We start from the raw sequence: 18864 nt of genomic DNA, 5'->3' as shown, positions 1-18864 counted from the left end.
CCAGCAGATGTAGTGTCAGCCCCCGACAGCAAATTCAGCCTCGTAGGATGGCGTGGAGCGCAGCGATACCCATCAGATCCCGGCACCATCAGCATGAGGATCGCTGCGCTCCGCCCATCCTCACCAGAGCACTCAGCCTCCCAGCAGGTATATGACCAGCTCCCCCACCGACAACGAAAACAGATACGGCCCGGTAAACCCCACCCAGATAAGCAACGCCACAGGCGTATAGAGCAGCACCAACGCCAGGCGAGCCCGTCGGCCACGCAGCATCAGCCAGAAGATGTGTCCCAGTGCGAACAACGCACCGCACACCAGCGCAGGATCGAAGATGGCGTGGAAGCGGCCGTAGGCGCTCAGCACCCAGATGTCGCTGCCCATGACCAGGAACATCACCAGCGCCATGCCCGCCGCACCGAGCGCCAGGGCCAGCGCAGCTCCCAGCAGGACCCAGCACGCCAGACGGACGAGCCCGGGTTCGCCGGAAACGGATTGTTCGCCTTCCATCAGTCTTGTCGCTCCTTTGCATGACCGCCCGACACTACACAGCCCCGGCCGATTTGCGAAAGACCGCGCCAACGCCTTACGCTGCCGCCATTCCTCTTTCCGGCCCCGAGCATGATCACCCTCCGCCACATCGAAGTCTTCCGCGCGGTCATGACCACCGGCAGCGTCACCCGCGCGGCGGCGTTCCTGCATACCAGCCAGCCCACCGTCAGCCGCGAGCTGGCGAGGCTGGAGCAACTGGTCGGCTTCGAGCTGTTCCTGCGCGAGCGTGGGCGGCTGGCGCCGACGGCGCGGGCGCTGATGCTGTTCGAGGAGGTGGAGCGTTCCTTCACCGGGCTGGATCGCATCGTCGCCTTCGCCGACAGCCTCGGGCAGTTCGCCGAGGGCAAGTTCTCCATCGGCTGCCTGCCGGCGCTGACCCAGGCGTTGCTGCCCGAAGCCTGCAAGCGCTTCAGCCGGGAGAACCCGGCCATCAGCCTGGAGGTGGCGGCGCTGGAGTCGCCGCACCTGGAAGAGGCGCTCAGCGCCCAGCACCACGACATCGGCCTGATCGAGAACGACGACGCCCCGCGCGGCACCGAGCTGCAACCGCTGCTGGCGGTGGACGAGGTGTGCATCCTTCCGGACGGGCATCCGCTGCTGGCCCGCGAGCGCCTGGCGGCGGCGGACTTCGCCGGCCTGCCCTTCGTCAGCCTGGCCACCAGCGACCGCTACCGGCACCTGATCGACGCCGTGTTCCTCGGCGCCGGCGTGCAGCGGCAGATGCAGGTGGAAACCCACAGCGCCGTCTCGGTGTGCAGCATGGTCCGCGCCGGGCTGGGCCTGGCCGTGGTCAACCCGATCACCGCGCTGATGTTCCAGGGCCAGGGCATCCAGCTGCGCCCGCTGGCCTTCTCGCTGCCGTTCCAGGTCAGCGTGGCGAAACCGCTGTACCGCCCCGCTACGCCACTGCGCGAGCGCTTCGTGGCGGCACTTCAGGCAGAGGCTGGCGTGCTGGTACAGCGCCTGCGCGAAGCCGGCGTGGGCTGCACCCTATATCAAAATTGAATTGACCCGATAACAAGCGGCATTATTCAGCCATGCAAAGGGCCGGTAGACTAGCGCCATCTACCTTCGGAGCCCATTCATGACTTTCCTCGCCCTGCCCCGCGCCGAACAGCTCGCCCTGCAATTCGGCACCCCGCTGTGGATCTACGACGCAGCCACCATCCGCGGCCAGATCGAGCGCCTGAAAAGCTTCGACATCATCCGCTTCGCCCAGAAGGCCTGCTCCAACCTGCACATCCTGCGCCTGATGCGCGAACAGGGGGTGAAGGTCGATGCGGTATCCCAGGGCGAACTGCTGCGTGCCCTGGCCGCCGGCTACTCGTGCCGCGAGGATGAATCCGAGATCGTCTTCACCGCCGACCTGCTGGACCGCACCACCCTGGAAACCGTGGTCGAGCACGGCATCCCGGTGAACGCCGGCTCCATCGACATGCTCCGCCAGCTGGGCGAGGTCGCCCCCGGTCATCCGGTGTGGCTGCGCATCAACCCCGGTTTCGGTCACGGCCACAGCAACAAGACCAACACCGGCGGCGAACACTCCAAGCACGGCATCTGGCACAGCGACCTGCGCGCCGCCCTGGACGTGATCCGCGAGCGCGGCCTGCGTCTGGTCGGCCTGCACATGCACATCGGTTCGGGCGTCGACTACGGCCACCTGGCCCAGGTCGGCGAAGCCATGCTCGGCCTGGTGCAGCAGGTGAAGGACGCCGGTCATGATCTGTCCGGCATCTCTGCCGGCGGCGGCCTGTCCATCCCCTACCGCGCCGGCGACCCGGAAGTGGACACCGCGCACTACTTCCAGCTGTGGGACAAGGCGCGCAAGGCCGCCGAGGCCGTGGTCGGCCACAAGCTGCACCTGGAGATCGAACCGGGCCGCTACCTGGTCGCCCAGTCCGGCTGCCTGCTCAGCGAAGTGCGCGCCACCAAGGACGCCGGCCGCAACCACTTCGTGCTGGTGGACGCCGGCTTCAACGAGCTGATGCGCCCATCCATGTACGGCAGCTACCACGGCATCCGCGTGCTGGCCGGCGACGTCGCCAGTCGCGAGGTGATCGATACCGTGGTGGCCGGCCCGCTGTGCGAATCCGGTGACGTGTTCACCCAGGGCGATGGCGGCGTGGTCATCCCCCGCGCCCTGCCGCGCGCCCAGGTCGGCGACCTGCTGCTGATCGAGGACACCGGCGCCTATGGCGCGTCCATGTCGTCGAACTACAACAGCCGCCCGCTGATTGCCGAGGTGCTGCTCGAAGGCGCCGACGCGAAGCTGATCCGCCGCCGCCAGCGCGTGGAAGAGCTGCTGGCCCTGGAAGAAGATCTGGGCTGATCCCCGCCGTCACGATCCGCCGGCCCTGCCGGCGAGTCGCGGGCGTGGCCCGCTCCTACAGTCAGTGCTCAACCTGTAGGAGCGTGCCCTGCACGCGAAAGGCGGGCAAAGCCCGCCCTCTGCCGGAAGCGTCCGCCCCTCACCGATCGATGCGCGTCGACAGAATGATCGACGACATCGTCCGCTCCACCCCGTCCAGCGCGCCGATGCGGTCCAGCACCGCGTCCAGGTCGCGGATCGACAGCGCCTCGACTATCACGATCATGTCGAAGTTGCCGCTCACCGAATGCAGTGTCTTCACCTCGGCGATCTTCTCCAGTGCCTGCACCACCTGGTGCGACAGCTTGGGCAGCGCCGTCACCAGCACGTGGGCGCGCACCAGCGACTGCGCGTAGCTGTCCGACACCTTGATCGAATAGCCGGTGATGACGCCCTGCTGCTCCAGCCTTTCGATACGGCTCTGCACCGTGGAGCGCGACACCCCGAGCTTGCGCGCCAGCTCGGAGATCGACTCGCGGGCATTGGCGCGCAGCAGGTTCAGCAAGGCCGTGTCGGCATTTTTCGTCATATTGCTCATGGTATTGGTCAATCTGCCTGAAAGCTCCCGACAATCTTGCAGATTGTCAGGTTCATTTCAACGACGTCCTTTGCAATAGTGGACGCCACGGCGAGCCCTCACAGCTCGCCATTTCTTTGCCCGCGCGCCATCCATCGACTGGCCCCGGCGGGTCGCAGAAAGCCTTGCCAAGCTGGTGCTACAAGCCGGCACGTCGAACAAGAAGGAAATACCCCAATGCACAAGAACCGCCACCCCCACACCCCCGGCAAGAAACCGGTGACCATCTTCGGCCCCGACTTCCCCTTCGCCTTCGACGACTGGATCGAGCACCCCGCCGGCCTGGGCAGCATCCCCGCCGAGAAGCACGGCCAGGAAGTGGCCATCGTCGGTGCCGGCATCTCCGGCCTGGTGGCGGCCTACGAGCTGATGAAGATGGGCCTCAAACCCGTGGTCTACGAGGCCTCGAAGATGGGCGGCCGGCTGCGTTCGGAGACCTTCGAAGGCGCCGACGGCATCATCGCCGAGCTGGGCGGCATGCGCTTCCCGGTCTCCAGCACCGCCTTCTACCACTACGTCGACAAGCTCGGCCTGGAAACCCGGCCCTTCCCCAACCCGCTGACCCCGGCCTCGGGCAGCACCGTGGTCGACCTGGAAGGCACCAGCCACTACGCCGAGAAGATGGCCGACCTGCCGGAAATCTTCCGCGAAGTCGCCCAGGCCTGGGCCGAAGCGCTGGAAGACGGCGCGCGCTTCTCCGAGGTGCAGGATGCGTTGCGCGAGCGCGACACGGTCAAGCTCAAGGCCCTGTGGGACGAACTGGTGCCCAAGTGGGACGACCGCACCTTCTACGACTTCGTCGCCACCTCCAAGGCCTTCTCGCGTCTGTCCTACCGTCACCGCGAAATCTTCGGCCAGGTCGGCTTCGGCACCGGCGGCTGGGACTCGGACTTCCCCAACTCCATGCTGGAAATCTTCCGCGTGGTGATGACCAACTGCGACGATCACCAGCATCTGGTCGTGGGCGGCGTCGAGCAGGTGCCACGCGGCATCTGGAGCCATGTGCCGGAGCAATGCGCGCACTGGCCGGCCGGCACCTCCCTGGCCACCCTGCACAACGGCGCGCCGCGTCCGGGCGTGAAGAAGATCGCCCGCGCCGCCGACGGCACCTTCGCCGTCACCGACTACTGGGGTGACACCCGCCACTACGCGGCCGTCCTCGCGACCTGCCAGACCTGGCTGCTGACCACCCAGATCGAGTGCGAGGAAGCGCTGTTCTCGCAGAAAATGTGGATGGCCCTGGACCGCACCCGCTACATGCAGTCCTCGAAGACCTTCGTGATGGTCGACCGGCCGTTCTGGAAGGACAAGGACCCGCAGACCGGCCGCGACGTGATGAGCATGACCCTCACCGACCGCCTCACCCGCGGCACCTACCTGTTCGACAACGGCGACGACAAGCCGGGGGTGATCTGCCTGTCCTACTCCTGGATGAGCGACGCCATGAAGATGCTCCCGCATCCGGTGGAGAAGCGCGTGCAGCTTGCGCTGGATGCATTGAAGAAGGTCTACCCGAAGGTCGACATCGCCGGCCACATCATCGGCAACCCGATCACCGTGTCCTGGGAGGCCGACCCGCACTTCCTCGGCGCCTTCAAGGGCGCGCTGCCGGGCCACTACCGCTACAACCAGCGCATGTATGCGCACTTCATGCAGGACGACATGCCCGCCGAGCAGCGCGGCATCTTTATCGCCGGCGACGATGTGTCCTGGACCCCGGCCTGGGTGGAAGGCGCGGTGCAGACCTCGCTGAACGCCGTGTGGGGCATCATGAAGCACTTCGGCGGCGCGACCCATCCGGACAACCCCGGCCCCGGCGACCGCTTCGCCGAACTGGGCCCGATGGAACTGCCGGACTGATCCGCGCCGCTCCCCTGCCTTGACTGAACAGTGGCTCGCGCGGGGCCGGGATCGGGTGCAAACTGCCTGATCCCGGCCTTGCGCGTTTCGAAGGAGAACCCCATGTACCTCGCCCTCTACCAGTGCCCTCCCGGCCCCGACGACGTCGCCGGCAACCTGCGCCGCCTGGAGCAGGCCGCGCAACAGGCGGTGCAGAACGGTGCGGACCTGCTGGTGCTGCCGGAGATGTACCTGTCCGGCTACAACATCGGCGCGAAGCGTGTCGCGGAGCTTGCGGAAAGCTGCGACGGCCCGTCTGCCCTGCGCATCGCCGAGATCGCCCGCGAGCACAAGCTCGGCATCCTCTACGGCTATCCCGAACGTGACGGCGACGCCATCTTCAACAGCGTGCAGCTGATCGACCGGCAGGGCGAACGCCGCGCCAACTACCGCAAGACCCACCTCTACGGCGACCTCGACCGCAGCCAGTTCAGCGCCTCCGATGAGCCGCCGGCGATCTTCGAGCTCGACGGCTGGAAGGTCGGCTTGCTGATCTGCTTCGACGTGGAATTCCCCGAGGCCGTGCGCACGCTCGCTTTGGCCGGCGCGGATGTCGTGCTGGTGCCCACTGCGAACATGCGCCCCTACGAATTCGTCGCCCAGGTGCTGGTGCCGACCCGCGCCTACGAGAACCAGGTGTTCCTGGCCTACGCCAACTACGTCGGCAGCGAGGGCGAGATCGAATACTGCGGCCTGAGCAGCATCGTCGCCCCGGATGGCCAGGTGCTGACCAAGGCCAAGCAAGGCGAGGAATTGCTGGTGGCCGAACTGGACCCGCACCGCATCGCCCTGGCGCGTGAGGGGTACAGCTATGTGCACCTGCGGCGGCCGGTGCTGTATCGCAGCTGAAAAAAGGCCCGGCTTGATGCCGGGCCAGCTTTTGTAGGAGCGGGCCATGCCTGCGACCAGCCCGAAAGCAGCGCCATCCTTTTCCAACTGCGAAGGGCGGACCTTGTCCGCCGTTCGCGGGCATGGCCCGCTCCTACAGGTGTGTGCTCTCCGTGGTGCTACGGGTACGACTTCCCGGCTGTATCACGGTGGCACGCCTGGCAGCTGCGCACCGGTCCGCTGGCATGGAAAGACTGCAGGCGCTGCAGGTGGCAGCTCTGGCAGAGCTGGTGGAAATCCGCCTCGATGCGCGCGGCCAGCGCCGGGCTCTGCTTGTGGCAGAGGATGCAGGTGCGGTTGCCGGAGACCGAGGGCGACTGGTCCTGGTAGTCGTGGTGGCAGGTGATGCAGTTCACCGAGGCGTGCGGCTCATGGGGGAACGCCAGCGGCAGCAGCGGGCGGCTGCGCTGCCAGTGCTCATGGGCGAACCACGCCCCTGCCGACAGCACGATGACTGCGGTAACTGAAAACCCGATCCAGACGCGCCTCACAGTGGCAGCTCCAGATTCGCCAGCACGCTGTAGAGCGCCGACAGGCCGATGATCAACACGCTGGCCGCCAGCACCAACCAGGTGGCGCGCTGCGCGGTGTTGCGCTTGCGACCGCTGACGCCGTTGGCAGGCTTGGGCAGGCGTGGCCAGAGGGCCACCGCCAGCATCAGCGCCACCAGCAACGCGCCCTTCCAGACTCCGCCGCTGTAGTAGCCCGCGCCGAGCACATGGACAGCCATCAGCGACAGGGCGAGCAGGCTGCCGCCGTAATGCCAGCGGCGGAACGAAGCGGCGCTGCTGCTCCAGCGCGGGCGGACGCGGCTCAGGCTGGATACCGCCAGCACCAGCATCAGGATGGCCGACGCCAGCCCGGCCTGCATGTAGCCGGGCGCGGATGGCAGCAGCTCTTCGATCAGTAGCGGCTCATCGACCAGCAGCACAACGATGTGCACCAGCAGCAACGCAACGGCGGCAAAGCCCAGGTCGCGGTGCAGGCGCAGGAAGAACTTGCCCTCGTAGAGCGGCCGCGGTTGCGGGCGGCCACCGATAACGAACAGCAGCCCCAGCAGGCAGGCCCCGAGCAGCCCGGCGGCGTTGGCGAAATCCCAGGCATAGCCGAGCCCCGGCATGGCGCCGAGGCCGAGGAGGACGGCGACCGGCAGCAGGCAGCCAAGTGCCAGGCGCGCGATCAACGCAGGCATGGGGGACTCCGAACGTGGGGCTATTGCCGGAGGCTAGCAAGTGCAGGCGGCATGTGGGTGTCGCTGTCTGCCAGACGGATTGCCAGCTGTGCCATCCCCTGCAGAAGCGAACCCACGGGGCGCTCCGCGCGCCAGGAAACACCACGCAGGATGGCGTGGAGCGAAGCGATACCCATCAATCCGCGCACCAGCAGCATGGGTATCGCTGCGCTCCACCCATCCTACGAAGAGCAGTCCGGATTACAGGTCCAGCACCAGCCGCGCCGATTTGGCACGAGACACACAAGCGCAGATCTGCTTGTTGGCAGCCTTCTCCTTGTTCGACAGGCAGTTGTCGCGGTGCTCCGGCTCGCCCTCCAGCACTTCGACGATGCAGGTGCCGCAGATGCCCTCGCGGCACTCGGTATCGATGTCGCAGCCATGGGCCTGCAGCACGTCCACCAGCGTCGAGTCCGCCGGTACGTGAAGCACCACGCCGGAGCTGGCCAACTCCACTTCGAAGGAACCGGTCGGCGCCGCGTTGGCGGCCGGGTCGGCCTGGAAGTGTTCCAGGTGGATGGCGTCTTCCGGGCGGCTGCGCGCGGCGATTTCGACCACCTTGTTCATGAACGGCGCCGGGCCGCAGGTGTAGACGTGGGCCTGTTGCGGCGCGCGCTCCAGGCACTCGCCCAACACGCGGTCGAGGTCGGCGGGTTCGACGCCGTAGTGCAGCTCCACCTTGCCGGCGAAGGCCTCGCTGGCCAGCAGCTCGACGAAGGCCGCGTGCTCGGCCGAACGGGCGAAGTAATGCAGGCGATAGGACTCGCCCCTGGCGTTCAGGCGGTAGGCCATGCTCAGCAGCGGCGTGACGCCGATGCCGGCGGCGAACAGCACGTGCTCGCGGGCTTCCGGCGCCAGGCGGAACAGGTTGCGCGGCGCGCCGATGTCCAGCTCCATGCCTTCGCGCACTTCGTGCAGCGCGCTGGATCCGCCACGGGAGGCGCCTTCCTTCTTGATCGCTACCAGATAGGCCGCGCGGTCATCCGGCGGGCTGCACAGCGAATACTGGCGCGTCACCCCGGTGGGGCCGGTGACGTCGACGTGGGCGCCCGGCTCGTAGGCGTCGAACGGCTGGCCATCACAACGTACGAGGCGCAAGGAACGGATGTCCTGCGCTTCCTCGACGATCCTTTCGATTCTGACCTTCATCATGGCGTTACCTGCAAGGCGTTGAGTGCGGGCTCTGTGGCCCCTTTCCGGCCTCTTTTTCACGAGCGGACGGGTTGTCGATGTTGCTCTGGAGAGAGGTTTCCTCTCTCCGTTTGATTGATTTCGGAGCAAGGGCACTGCCCTCACCCCAGCCCTCTCCCGGAGGGAGAGGGAGCAGAATGTGCCGGCTGACGATGCGGTTTCATCCTGCTCCGGACGGTCCCCTCTCCCTTCGGGAGAGGGTTAGGGTGAGGGGGCTTGAAGCCCATCACCCATGCCAGGACCGAGCGCAGGGCGGATAACGCGCAGCGTTATCCGCCGATCACTCAGCCCGAAGCCTCAGCGCATGAACAACCCGCCATTGATATCCCAGCAGGCGCCCGTCACCGATCCGGCGTTCTCCGCGCAGAGCAGCAGCACGCTGTCGGCGATGAAGGTCGGGTCGCCCAGGCGGCCGGTGGGGATGGTCTTGAGGATCAGTTCCAGGCGCTCGGGCGCCACGCTCTCGTAGACCACCGGCAAGTCCAGCGGCCCCGGCGAGATGGCATTGACGGTCACGCCCTGGCCCGAGAGTTCGCGGGCGAACACCTTGGTCAGGGTCGCCACGCCGCCCTTGGCTGCCGCGTAGTGGCCGCCGGTGGCGGTGCCGCCGTTCTGCCCGGCCAGCGAGGCGATGTTGACGATGCGGCCATAGCCGCGCGCCGCGAAGTGCGTGCCGAAAACCTGGCAGGCGACGAAGGTGCCGCGCAGGTTCACCGCCATGGAGGCGTCGAAGTCCTCCGGGCTGATGTCCATGAGCGCGGCCACCTTGGACATCCCGGCGTTGTTCACCAGGATGTCGGTGCCGCCCCAGCGCTCGGCGAGCAGGTCACGGGCACGCTCGAAATCGGCTTTCTCCCGCGCGTCCAGCTTCAACCCGACAGCCGTGCGGCCCTCGGGGTCAAGCTCGTCGGCCAGGCGTTGCACCGCTTCTTCATTCAGGTCGGCGAGCGCCACGCGCAGACCGGCAGCGTGCAGGCGGCGCGCAATGACCTCACCCAGCCCGCGTGCGGCGCCGGTTACCAGGGCTACTCGTTGCATGGCGCGGCCCTCAGAGCAGGAAGCCGAGCGCGTTGAGCGCGTCTTCGGCGTTGATCAGGCGGATCACCTTGCGCTCCAGTCGCGGCTGGCCGTCGACGAAGCGGATACGGTGGTTCAGGTCGGCAATGAACGGAGTCGCCACGCCGCGCTTGTAGGCGTAGAGCACCTGCGCCGAGTTCACCTCGACCAGGTCGCCCGCCGCTTCCACCAGGGAAAAGCGCGAGATGGTGCGCACGGTCTTAGCCGCATCCACTGCCGACGGCGAGTGGCCGCCGGTGAGACGTTCGATACGCAGGGCGCGCATACGCGCATCGTCGAAGACGTAGTTCAGTCTCGAGGCGAAGTCATCGTCCTCGCCGTCGATCGGCACCACGTAGACGCCGTCCTCGCTCCACAGCTGCGACCACTGTGCGTAGTCCTTGCGGTCCAGCAGTTCGGCTTCGCGCCAGACGAACTCGATGGCCTTGGCCAGCGGGCCGGAGAAGCCGTTCAGGGTGTCGTTGCTCATTGGCTCATCATCCTTTTCCACATCTGGTATGCCTCGCGCATGCCGCCTTCGTCGGTGGCGTGGGAGACCTTGTCGCCGTTTTCGGCGACCACTTCGCGGTTCAGGCCGCGGTTGACCAGGATCGGCGCGTCGACGCCGGCGTAGGAGCCACGCTGCACGCGGTCCCAGGCCTCGGCGTCATCCGGGCTGCCGAAGCCGAACGGGCCCTGGAAGTGCTCGTGGATGCGCATGCGCTCGCGGTTGGCGATTTCCGGGCCGCCGTCCATGCCCAGCGCGACATGGCGAATCTCGGTCTCGGTGACGGAGATCGGCCGCAGCACGCGGAAGAACGACATGGACATGGCCACGTTGGGGAACAGGTTGAGGTTGAAGCCGGCGCCGTGCAGCGAACGGACGATGCGGCGCACCTGTTCCGGCGGCATGGTTTTCGACAGTTCCTCGGTGACGTGGGCGAAGCGCTCCTGGAGCTGCTCGGTGCCGTCGTCGTGGTCGAGGTCGACGTGCTCGGGAACCATCACCATCACGCTGTGGCCGTTGCCCAGGGCGTGGGTGACTGCCTGCTCGTCACTCATGAACGAGAGCATCTCTTCGGTCTCTTCATCCACCGAGGACATGAACGACTTGTGCACGATGGGGAAGTGGTAGCCGTCGGTGGTGTTTTCCAGCTGGATCTTCCAGTTGCCGCGGAAGGTGAACTTGTGTTCGCCCTGGGTCTTGATCGGGTAGCCGGCGCCCTGCTTCATGAACAGGTCCATCCAGTGCTTGGCGCCGCCGAGGAAGTCTTCCAGCGGCTCGATCTCGTCGTTGTAGGTGGCGAACACCATGCCGGCGTAGCTCTCGACCCGCAGGCTGGTCAGCGGCAGCTCGGATTTGTCGAGGATGTCCTCGTAGCCGTCCGGGTACGGCAGCGCGCGCAGCTTGCCGTCCAGCGCATAGGACCAGCTGTGGTACGGGCAGGTGAAGCCGGTGGCATTGCCCTTGTGCTTCTCGCACACGGTGGCGCCGCGGTGGCGGCAGCGGTTTTCCAGGACGTTGATAGTGCCCTTCTTGTCGCGCACCACGATCACCGGGCGGCGACCGACGCTGGTGGTCTTGAAGTCGCCGGCGTTGCGCACTTCGCTTTCGTGGGCGACCCACACCCAGGTGCGGTAGAAGATCTTGTCCATCTCCGCTTCGAACAGCTGCGGGTCGTTGTACAGCGAAACATCGACGCGGTCGTCGCCGACCAGCTCTTCGACGCTGCGCGACCGGGCGATCAGCCGGTATTCGTGAGCGCTCATGCCCATCTCCTCATGCCGATTTCTTATGTTTTTGCGCAGGCCGCGTGGCAGCCAGGCTGTGTTCGAGTTGCGCGCCGAAGGCACACACACGTTCGTCGTCGCCCTTGCGGCCGACGATCTGCAGGCCGACTTTCAGCCCGCCGCAATCCAGGTCCACCGGCACAGTCAGCGCCGGGTGTCCGCTCAGGTTGAAAGGCCGCACCAGAGGCGTCATGCCGGCCACGGACTTGCCGTTGCGCGCATCGCTGAGCAGCGGCGGCAGGTCGGGCATGGTCGGCAACAGCAGGACTTCGAAGTCCTCCAGCGCAGCGTCGATAGCGCGGGTGAAACCGTCGCGCACCTTCTGGGCCTCGGCGCGCTCGGCGTCGGTGGTGCGGCTGGCCAGCAGCAGGCGCTGCTCGACGTCGGCGCCGATCAGGCCCTTGCCGGTCAGCGCCGCATAAGCGGCCCAGTTCTCGTGGTTGATCACCACCAGCCCGGCCTGGAAGGCCGCCTCGAACTCGCCGAGGAACAGGTGGCTGCGGCGCCAGCCGGCGCGGTCGGCGGCGGCACCCAAGCAGGCCTGGATGTGCGGCGCCGATGGCACTTCGAGGAAGGCCACGCGGGCACCCTCGCCCGGCATCCGCACCTCGCCGAAGCCGGGGCAGATGACCTGCATGGCGGCGATCAGGTCGGCCATGTTGGCGGCGAACGGGCCGACGCAATCCAGGCTGCTCTGCGCCGGATGCACGCCGTCGCGGCTGACCCGGCCGAAGGTCGGCTTCAGCCCGGCGATGCCACAGCAGGCCGCCGGTACGCGGACCGAACCGCCGGTATCAGTGCCCAGGGCGATATCCGCCAACCCGGCCGCCACGGCAGACGCGGAACCGCTGGACGAGCCGCCCGGCACGCGGTCGGGCGCCATCGGGTTGATCGGCGTGCCGGTCCAGTCGTTGATGCCGGTGACGCCGAAGGCCAGTTCGTGAAGGTTGGTCTTGCCGACGATCTGCCAGCCGGCGTTGAGCACAGCGTCGACCACGAAGGCGTTGCGCTCGGCTGGCGCGGCGTCGGCCAGCGCACGGGTGCCGCAACGGGTCGGGTAGCCGGCGATGTCGATGCTGTCCTTGACCGCGACGCGCTTGCCGTCGCCGTTATCGTTGCGGCCGAGGAGGAACTCGCTGACGAAGGTGCTCATGGACGGGTCTCCTCTGCGCTGCCCAGCAGGCGCTGCGACAGGCGCTGGGTGCGGAAGTGGCTGATCTGCCAGCGCCCGTCGATCTCGCGGAAATCGATGTCCAGGCGCGTGCCGAACAGCTCGGTGTGGCCCTCGGCGTAGGTCGAAAGCTGCTGCATGATCCATTGCCCACGAGCGGTGCGACCGTCGACGCGGATCGACTCGCTGGTGAGGAAGTGCAGGTTCAGCGCGAAGTGCGGCGACGGCGGCAGGTAGCCGAAGACGAACGCGGCAATCGCCTCGCGGCCCTGGTGATGACCGAAGGTCTGCGCCGTGGAAGAGCCGATGCCCTCCCACACCGCGTCCTCGCTGAACAGCTCGGCCAGCTCGCTCATCGCCACCGGCGCGTGCGGCACGTCGCAGAGGTCCATGTAGCGGGCCATCAACCGGCGCACCTGGCTTTCCCCTTCGAGGGTCTCCAGGCGGCGGTTCAGCTCGGCCATGCTCAGGCTGCTCATGGCTCAGGTCCGCGCGGCTTCGGGAATGGTCAGCGGGCGGCCGATGCGCGCCTCGACCTTGGCGTACTTCCACAGGCTGTACTCGCCCACCGGAGTGGTGCGGAACAGGTTGCAGGCGTCGATCACGGTCTGGTGGCAGTCCACGTCGGCCATGATGTAGACGGTCCAGGGCGAGGTGGTGGACGGGCCGACCATCAGGCGGTCGTCATCCAGCACGCCGAGCACGTTCATGCCCGGCAGCGCGCCAAGGTCACTCATCATCTGCGAGAAGCCCTTCCACACAGTGATGCCTTCACCGGTGGGCAGGTCGAAGAACGGCTGGGCGATGCCGATGCAGAACAGTACGCGCAAGGGTTCGGTGGTCGGACGGGTCATGTTTCTGGGTCCTTGTTCTTATGGGTTCGAATCAGATGTATCCGGGGAACGGCGGCACATCGAGCAGCACCGCGCCGGCGCCGTCGTACATGCCATCGCTGAGGAAAGCGTGCTGGGTGACCACCATGGCGTCGCGCAGATAGCGCTGCAGCGGGTGGTGCAGGTAGATCGCCGTGGTGCCGGCCAGGGTGTAGGCGCGGCGCACCACGTCGGCGCCAGCGCGGGACACGTGCACGGCGGACAGGCGCAGCTGGCTGACCTGCTCCGGGCTGACCGCATCGCCGGCAAGAATGGATGCCCAGACGGCCTCGGTGGCGTCATAGAAGAAGCCGCGCGCGGCCTGAAGTTCGGCTTCGGCCTTGCCAATCTCGATGCGCACGTAGGCCCGATCACCCAGCTTGGGCGCACCGGTCACGCCGCTGGACGACGCCATGCGGGTGATCTCGTCCAGCGCCGCGCGGGCCAGGCCGAGGTTCACCACGGCGAGTACCTGGGCGGCGTAGGCAATGGTCGGGTAGCGGTACAGCGGCTCGTCGATGTTCGATTGGCCGCCACGGATGAAGGTCCAGTCGTCCGCGACGAAGGCGTTGTCCAGCTTCAGGTCGTGGCTGCCGGTGCCCTTGAGGCCGACCACGTTCCAGTTCTCGACGATCTCCACATCCTTTGCCCGCAGCAGCGCGGTGCGCGGCTTGCCGCCCGGCCCGCCGATACCGATGCCGACGCCGAGCACGTCGGCGCCCTTGCAGCCGCTGGCGAACTTCCAGGTACCGCTGACACGCCAGCCGCCTTCCACCTGGGTCGCCGGCTGGATCGGGAACAGGCCACCGGCGAACACCAGGTCCGGGCCGTCGGCATAGAGTTCAGCAAGGGTGTGACGCGGCAGCGCGGTGAGGTAGGTGCTGGCGCTGCCGAAGCTGGCAACCCAGCCGGCGGAGCCATCGGCTTCGGCGATGCGCTCGACCAGACGCAGGAACTGGGCCGGCGGCAGCGCGTCGCCACCGAAGCATTTGGGCGTGGCGGCACGGTAGATGCCCACGTCGCGGAAGCGTTCGATCATGTCGCGCGGGACAAAGGAGCGGGTGTCGAACTCCTCGCGGCGCTGGCGGACTTCATCCAGTACGCGCTGGAATTCGAGGGCACGGCCGTCCGCATCGAGCGGTTCGGCGAGAGCGGCACGCAGCATGGCGTCATCTCCGGTTGTTCTTGTAGGGCCAGCCCGTTCGATGCGGGTCGGTCGTCGTTGGGGCCAGTGTATGAACCGCCCTGCCCGCCCAACTATTGGTGCGTGCAGCCCCATGCCTAAAGAAATCCCCTAGTCGGCGCCGGGTTACTCCGCAGTCCCTTCGCGCTACGCTGCGCGGTATAAAGACGCCACTGCCAATCCGAACCTGCCTCCGAGAGCACGCTCGATGTTCCAGCCCAAGCCCGACGACTTCCTCGCCCTGCTCCAGGCCATGCCGCTGTGCGTGATCCTCCACGACGCGCAGACCAAGGAAATCCTCTGGGCGAACAACGCAGCGCTGGCCGTGCTCGGCTTCACCCTCGAAGAGCTGGTGCCGCTGAAAGCGCCGGACATGACCGCCAAGGCCCCGCAGTACCGCCGCTCGGTCGGCCTGCGCTGGCTGGAAGGCGCTGCGCGCACCGGGCAGCGCACCATCGAGTGGTGCTACCGCTCCAAGCAGGGCGTGGAGATTCTTTCCGAAGCCGTCGCCACCCGCGTCCACCTGCAGGAGCGCGATGTGCTGATGGTGCAGTTCCGCGATATCTCGAAGGAGAAGCAGGTCGAGCGCGACCTGCAGCGTTTCGAGAGCCGGCTGAAGGCCTTCATGCAGGACCTCGCCGAAGGCGTGGCGGTGCTGGATGCCAACGGCAACCTGCGTTTCTTGAGCGAATCCGCTCTGCCCCTGCTGGGCGGCAGCCAGGACGACTGGCTGGCGCACAACTTCCTCGGCCGCTGCGACACCGCCACGCGCCCGCGCCTGGAACACCACCTCGCCATGCAGCCGCCGAGCCGCGAGCCCTATTCCGTCAGTTACCAGTTGCAGCGCCTGGACGGCGAATGGCGCTGGCACCACGCGACCTGCCGCTACATCGAGATCGAGGACGACCTGGTCGGCCACCTGCTGCTGTTCCGCGACGTCACCGAGCAGGTGCGCGCGGCCCAGGCGCAGCGCCAGAGCGACCAGAAGCTGGAGTACCTGGCGCGCTACAACGCCATGGGCGAGATGGCCCTGGCGATTGCCCACGAGCTCAGCCAACCGCTGGCGGCCACGCGCAACTTCATCGAGGGCGCGCTGATCCGCCTGGACCGCGAACAGAAGACCGAAGCCTCCGCCGCCTGGGGCCTGGACAGCGCGGTGCGGCAGATCGAGCACGCCTCGCTGATCATCAAGAGCGTGCGCGAATACGTGGTGAAGCTGGAGCAGGCCGAACAGCGCATCGACCTCAACGAACTGCTCGGCGAAACCCTCTACTTCATCAGCCTCAAGGCCCAGCCGAGCAACGTGCGCGTGGAGCTGGAGCGCTGCGCCGAACCTCTGTGGGTGAGCTGCGAGAAGGTGCTGGTCGGCCAGGTGATCCTCAACCTCGCCTTCAACGCCATCGAGGAGATGCTCAACCTCCCCGAAGAGCGCCGCCTGCTGCGCATTCGCACTTCTAGCGAAGGGAACAACGCGCGATTGTCAGTCCTCGACCAGGGCCGGGGCATCGATGCCGGCGCCAAGGAACGGCTGTTCGATGGCTTCTTCACGTCGAAGGTGAGCGGCAACGGCATTGGTTTGGCGCTGTGCCAGAGCATCGTCTCGCGGCATCGCGGTGATATCTGGGCGGAGAATGTCGAGCCGTGTGGCGCGATGTTCTGTTTCGAGTTGCCGTTGGCGGAGTGACGCCCCCGTGTAGGAGCGGGCTCAGCCGGCCGCTGCGCAACAACTGCAAAAAAGAAACGGCGCCCGTGGGCGCCGTTATCGGTTCAGGAACAACTCACCCCTGGGACTTCTTGATGATCGCCTCGGCGATGTTCGCCGGCGCCTCGGCGTACTTGGTGAACTCCATCGAATAGCTCGCCCGCCCCTGGGACATCGAACGCACGTCCGTGGCGTAGCCGAACATCTCGCCCAGCGGCACCTCGGCGCGGATGACCTTGCCCGCCGGGGTGTCTTCCATGCCCTGGATCAGTCCGCGCCGGCGGTTGAGGTCGCCCATTACGTCGCCCATGTAATCCTCCGGCGTCACCACCTCGACCTTCATCACCGGCTCAAGCAGCACCGCGCCGCCCTTCTGCGAGAGCTGCTTGGTGGCCATGGAAGCGGCGATCTTGAACGCCATCTCGCTGGAGTCGACGTCGTGGTAGGAGCCGTCGAACACCGAGGCCTTCAGGCCGATCAGCGGGTAGCCGGCGAGCACGCCGTTCTGCATCTGCTCCTCGATGCCCTTCTGGATCGCCGGGATGAACTCGCGCGGGATCACGCCGCCGACCACCTCGTTGACGAACTCCAGCCCGTCCTTGCCCTCGTCGCCCGGCTCGAAGCGAATCCAGCAGTGGCCGAACTGGCCACGGCCACCGGACTGGCGGACGAACTTGCCTTCGATCTCGCACTTCCTGCGGATCGCCTCGCGGTAGGCCACCTGCGGCTTGCCGATGTTGGCCTCGACGTTGAACTCGCGGCGCATGCGGTCGACGATGATGTCCAGGTGCAACTCGCCCATGCCGGAGATGATGGTCTGGCCGGTTTCCTCATCGGTTTTCACGCGGAACGAGGGGTCTTCCTGGGCCAGCTTGGACAGGGCGATGCCCATCTTCTCCTGGTCGGCCTTGGTCTTGGGTTCCACGGCCACGGAGATCACCGGATCGGGGAAGTCCATGCGCTCGAGGATGATCGGCTTGTCGATGGAGCACAGGGTGTCGCCGGTGGTGACGTCCTTCATGCCGATCAGCGCGGCGATGTCGCCGGCGCGCACTTCCTTGATCTCTTCGCGCTGGTTGGCGTGCATCTGCACCATGCGGCCGACGCGCTCCTTCTTGATCTTTACCGAGTTGAGCACAGCGTCGCCGCTGCTCAGTACGCCGGAATAGACACGGGCGAAGGTCAGGGTGCCGACGAAGGGGTCGGTGGCGATCTTGAAGGCGAGCGCGGAGAACGGCTCGCTGTCGTCGGCTTGACGCTCCAGGTGCTTCTCTTCGTCGTCCGGATCGGTGCCGTTGATCGCGGGGATTTCCGTGGGCGCCGGCAGGTAGTCGATCACCGCGTCGAGCACCAGCGGCACGCCCTTGTTCTTGAACGAGGAACCCAGCACCGCCGGGACGATCTGGTTGGCCAGGGTGCGCTGGCGCAGGCCGGCCTTGATCTCCTCGATGGTCAGTTCCTGGCCTTCGAGGTACTTGTTCATCAGGTCGTCGTTGGCTTCGGCCGCGGCCTCGACCATGTGTGCGCGCCACTCGTCCGCCAGCGCCTGCAGTTCGGCCGGGATGGGTTCCTCGGTGTAGCTGGTGCCCTGGTCGGCGTCGTTCCAGACGATGGCCTTCATCTTCACCAGGTCGATCTGCCCGGCGAAGGTTTCCTCCGAGCCGATGGCCAGCTGGATCGGCACCGGGGTATGCCCCAGGCGCTGCTTGATCTGCGCCACCACGCGGAGGAAGTCGGCGCCCTGGCGGTCCATCTTGTTGACGTAGGCCAGGCGCGGCACGTGGTACTTGTTGGCCTGGCGCCAGACCGTCTCGGATTGCGGCTCGACACCATCGGCGCCGCTGAACACCACCACCGCGCCGTCGAGCACGCGCAGGGAGCGTTCCACCTCGATGGTGAAGTCCACGTGGCCGGGGGTGTCGATGATGTTGAAGCGGTACTTGTTGGGGTACTGCTTGGAGGAGCCCTGCCAGAACGCCGTGGTGGCCGCCGAGGTGATGGTGATGCCGCGCTCCTGTTCCTGCACCATCCAGTCCATGGTCGCCGCGCCGTCGTGCACCTCGCCCATCTTGTGGTTCACACCGGTGTAGAAAAGGATGCGCTCGGTTGTCGTGGTCTTGCCGGCGTCGACGTGGGCGACGATGCCGATGTTGCGGTAAAGCTCGATGGGCGTGGTGCGAGCCATGGTGTGCTCCGTATCTGCTGGGTGACTGCCGGGCCTGCTGCTGCGGGTCCGTTGCCTGCGCGGGACGGCGAGAGGAAGTGCGGCGTCAGAAATTTCTGAGCGCAACAGGCTCAAGGTAGCGCGTCTTCGTGGCAATTCCAGTGTCGGAGGGTCGCGGGCGGTGTCGTCCGACCGGCTGCGCCGCCGTGCCATTGCGCTATG

At 66.7% G+C, this 18864-nt stretch carries 18 protein-coding genes; 5 read left to right on the top strand and 13 right to left on the bottom strand.

Annotated features, from left to right (window positions below; all coding sequences use genetic code 11):
- Window positions 1-132 precede the first annotated feature (132 nt).
- Window positions 133-507 (bottom strand): hypothetical protein, encoded by a 375-nt coding sequence (locus IB273_RS02565; protein WP_192223139.1) that lies wholly within the window; start codon window positions 505-507, stop codon window positions 133-135.
- Between the two features lie 111 nt (window positions 508-618).
- Between IB273_RS02565 and IB273_RS02560 the strand changes: the two genes are divergently transcribed.
- Window positions 619-1554 carry a LysR family transcriptional regulator gene (locus IB273_RS02560; protein ID WP_151186750.1) on the top strand — a complete coding sequence of 312 codons (936 nt, stop codon included), beginning with the start codon at window positions 619-621 and terminating at the stop codon, window positions 1552-1554.
- A gap of 79 nt (window positions 1555-1633) precedes the next feature.
- Window positions 1634-2878 carry a diaminopimelate decarboxylase gene (gene lysA / locus IB273_RS02555; RefSeq protein WP_192223138.1) on the top strand — a complete coding sequence of 415 codons (1245 nt, stop codon included), beginning with the start codon at window positions 1634-1636 and terminating at the stop codon, window positions 2876-2878.
- A gap of 139 nt (window positions 2879-3017) precedes the next feature.
- Here lysA and IB273_RS02550 read toward each other — a convergent pair whose 3' ends face one another.
- Window positions 3018-3446: an Lrp/AsnC family transcriptional regulator gene (locus IB273_RS02550; RefSeq protein WP_081516819.1), complete on the bottom strand. Its 429-nt coding sequence runs from the start codon at window positions 3444-3446 to the stop codon at window positions 3018-3020.
- Between the two features lie 225 nt (window positions 3447-3671).
- Between IB273_RS02550 and IB273_RS02545 the strand changes: the two genes are divergently transcribed.
- The gene (locus tag IB273_RS02545) at window positions 3672-5354 is read left to right on the top strand and encodes a flavin monoamine oxidase family protein (protein ID WP_192223137.1); all 1683 of its coding nucleotides are present in this window, start codon (window positions 3672-3674) and stop codon (window positions 5352-5354) included.
- A 102-nt stretch (window positions 5355-5456) separates the two neighbouring features.
- Entirely contained in the window at window positions 5457-6242 is a 786-nt protein-coding gene (locus tag IB273_RS02540) for a carbon-nitrogen hydrolase family protein (protein WP_081516817.1), read from the top strand.
- Window positions 6243-6400: 158 nt separating this feature from the next.
- Here the strand turns inward: IB273_RS02540 and IB273_RS02535 are convergent, their stop codons facing one another.
- The 10 genes from IB273_RS02535 to IB273_RS02490 form a co-directional block, all read right to left on the bottom strand.
- Window positions 6401-6772: a cytochrome c3 family protein gene (locus tag IB273_RS02535; RefSeq protein ID WP_192223136.1), complete on the bottom strand. Its 372-nt coding sequence runs from the start codon at window positions 6770-6772 to the stop codon at window positions 6401-6403.
- A complete protein-coding gene (locus tag IB273_RS02530; RefSeq protein WP_192223135.1) occupies window positions 6769-7473 on the bottom strand; it encodes a ferric reductase-like transmembrane domain-containing protein in 705 nt (234 codons plus the stop codon). Before IB273_RS02530 ends, IB273_RS02535 begins: the two co-directional genes overlap by 4 nt.
- Before the next feature lie 240 nt (window positions 7474-7713).
- Window positions 7714-8664 carry a PDR/VanB family oxidoreductase gene (locus tag IB273_RS02525; RefSeq protein ID WP_192223134.1) on the bottom strand — a complete coding sequence of 317 codons (951 nt, stop codon included), beginning with the start codon at window positions 8662-8664 and terminating at the stop codon, window positions 7714-7716.
- Between the two features lie 336 nt (window positions 8665-9000).
- Entirely contained in the window at window positions 9001-9741 is a 741-nt protein-coding gene (locus IB273_RS02520; RefSeq protein WP_151186743.1) for an SDR family NAD(P)-dependent oxidoreductase, read from the bottom strand.
- A 10-nt stretch (window positions 9742-9751) separates the two neighbouring features.
- Window positions 9752-10249: an aromatic-ring-hydroxylating dioxygenase subunit beta gene (locus IB273_RS02515; protein ID WP_081516812.1), complete on the bottom strand. Its 498-nt coding sequence runs from the start codon at window positions 10247-10249 to the stop codon at window positions 9752-9754.
- Complete coding sequence (locus IB273_RS02510; protein WP_192223133.1) at window positions 10246-11529, bottom strand: aromatic ring-hydroxylating oxygenase subunit alpha; 1284 nt, start codon at window positions 11527-11529, stop codon at window positions 10246-10248. Before IB273_RS02510 ends, IB273_RS02515 begins: the two co-directional genes overlap by 4 nt.
- Before the next feature lie 10 nt (window positions 11530-11539).
- Window positions 11540-12703, bottom strand: coding sequence for an amidase (locus IB273_RS02505; RefSeq protein WP_192223132.1), 1164 nt, complete (start codon window positions 12701-12703; stop codon window positions 11540-11542).
- Window positions 12700-13200, bottom strand: coding sequence for a nuclear transport factor 2 family protein (locus IB273_RS02500; protein WP_412548056.1), 501 nt, complete (start codon window positions 13198-13200; stop codon window positions 12700-12702). Before IB273_RS02500 ends, IB273_RS02505 begins: the two co-directional genes overlap by 4 nt.
- A gap of 3 nt (window positions 13201-13203) precedes the next feature.
- Window positions 13204-13575 (bottom strand): hypothetical protein, encoded by a 372-nt coding sequence (locus IB273_RS02495; protein WP_017516776.1) that lies wholly within the window; start codon window positions 13573-13575, stop codon window positions 13204-13206.
- Window positions 13576-13606: 31 nt separating this feature from the next.
- On the bottom strand, window positions 13607-14758 hold the full coding sequence (locus IB273_RS02490) for an acyl-CoA dehydrogenase family protein (RefSeq protein WP_192223131.1): 1152 nt from the start codon (window positions 14756-14758) through the stop codon (window positions 13607-13609).
- A 226-nt stretch (window positions 14759-14984) separates the two neighbouring features.
- Here IB273_RS02490 and IB273_RS02485 point away from each other — a divergent pair, with 226 nt between their 5' ends.
- Window positions 14985-16460, top strand: coding sequence for an ATP-binding protein (locus tag IB273_RS02485; RefSeq protein WP_192223130.1), 1476 nt, complete (start codon window positions 14985-14987; stop codon window positions 16458-16460).
- 94 nt (window positions 16461-16554) lie between these two features.
- Here the strand turns inward: IB273_RS02485 and fusA are convergent, their stop codons facing one another.
- Window positions 16555-18663 (bottom strand): elongation factor G, encoded by a 2109-nt coding sequence (gene fusA / locus IB273_RS02480; protein ID WP_192223129.1) that lies wholly within the window; start codon window positions 18661-18663, stop codon window positions 16555-16557.
- Between the last annotated feature and the right edge of the window lie 201 nt (window positions 18664-18864).

Origin of the sequence: Pseudomonas sp. PDM19 (genome assembly GCF_014852215.1) — a bacterium.
Taxonomy (GTDB): domain Bacteria; phylum Pseudomonadota; class Gammaproteobacteria; order Pseudomonadales; family Pseudomonadaceae; genus Pseudomonas.
This window is presented reverse-complemented; position numbering and strand designations above follow the sequence as displayed.

Coding starts and splice junctions, on each gene's coding strand:
- IB273_RS02530 (WP_192223135.1), bottom strand. CDS start 7,473: ATGCCTGCGTTGATCGCGCGCCTGGCACTTGGCTGCCTGCTGCCGGTC.
- IB273_RS02510 (WP_192223133.1), bottom strand. CDS start 11,529: ATGAGCGCTCACGAATACCGGCTGATCGCCCGGTCGCGCAGCGTCGAA.
- IB273_RS02540 (WP_081516817.1), top strand. CDS start 5,457: ATGTACCTCGCCCTCTACCAGTGCCCTCCCGGCCCCGACGACGTCGCC.
- IB273_RS02565 (WP_192223139.1), bottom strand. CDS start 507: ATGGAAGGCGAACAATCCGTTTCCGGCGAACCCGGGCTCGTCCGTCTG.
- IB273_RS02505 (WP_192223132.1), bottom strand. CDS start 12,703: ATGAGCACCTTCGTCAGCGAGTTCCTCCTCGGCCGCAACGATAACGGC.
- IB273_RS02500 (WP_412548056.1), bottom strand. CDS start 13,200: ATGAGCAGCCTGAGCATGGCCGAGCTGAACCGCCGCCTGGAGACCCTC.
- IB273_RS02560 (WP_151186750.1), top strand. CDS start 619: ATGATCACCCTCCGCCACATCGAAGTCTTCCGCGCGGTCATGACCACC.
- IB273_RS02495 (WP_017516776.1), bottom strand. CDS start 13,575: ATGACCCGTCCGACCACCGAACCCTTGCGCGTACTGTTCTGCATCGGC.
- IB273_RS02545 (WP_192223137.1), top strand. CDS start 3,672: ATGCACAAGAACCGCCACCCCCACACCCCCGGCAAGAAACCGGTGACC.
- IB273_RS02525 (WP_192223134.1), bottom strand. CDS start 8,664: ATGATGAAGGTCAGAATCGAAAGGATCGTCGAGGAAGCGCAGGACATC.
- fusA (WP_192223129.1), bottom strand. CDS start 18,663: ATGGCTCGCACCACGCCCATCGAGCTTTACCGCAACATCGGCATCGTC.
- IB273_RS02515 (WP_081516812.1), bottom strand. CDS start 10,249: ATGAGCAACGACACCCTGAACGGCTTCTCCGGCCCGCTGGCCAAGGCC.
- IB273_RS02550 (WP_081516819.1), bottom strand. CDS start 3,446: ATGACGAAAAATGCCGACACGGCCTTGCTGAACCTGCTGCGCGCCAAT.
- lysA (WP_192223138.1), top strand. CDS start 1,634: ATGACTTTCCTCGCCCTGCCCCGCGCCGAACAGCTCGCCCTGCAATTC.
- IB273_RS02485 (WP_192223130.1), top strand. CDS start 14,985: ATGTTCCAGCCCAAGCCCGACGACTTCCTCGCCCTGCTCCAGGCCATG.
- IB273_RS02490 (WP_192223131.1), bottom strand. CDS start 14,758: ATGCTGCGTGCCGCTCTCGCCGAACCGCTCGATGCGGACGGCCGTGCC.
- IB273_RS02520 (WP_151186743.1), bottom strand. CDS start 9,741: ATGCAACGAGTAGCCCTGGTAACCGGCGCCGCACGCGGGCTGGGTGAG.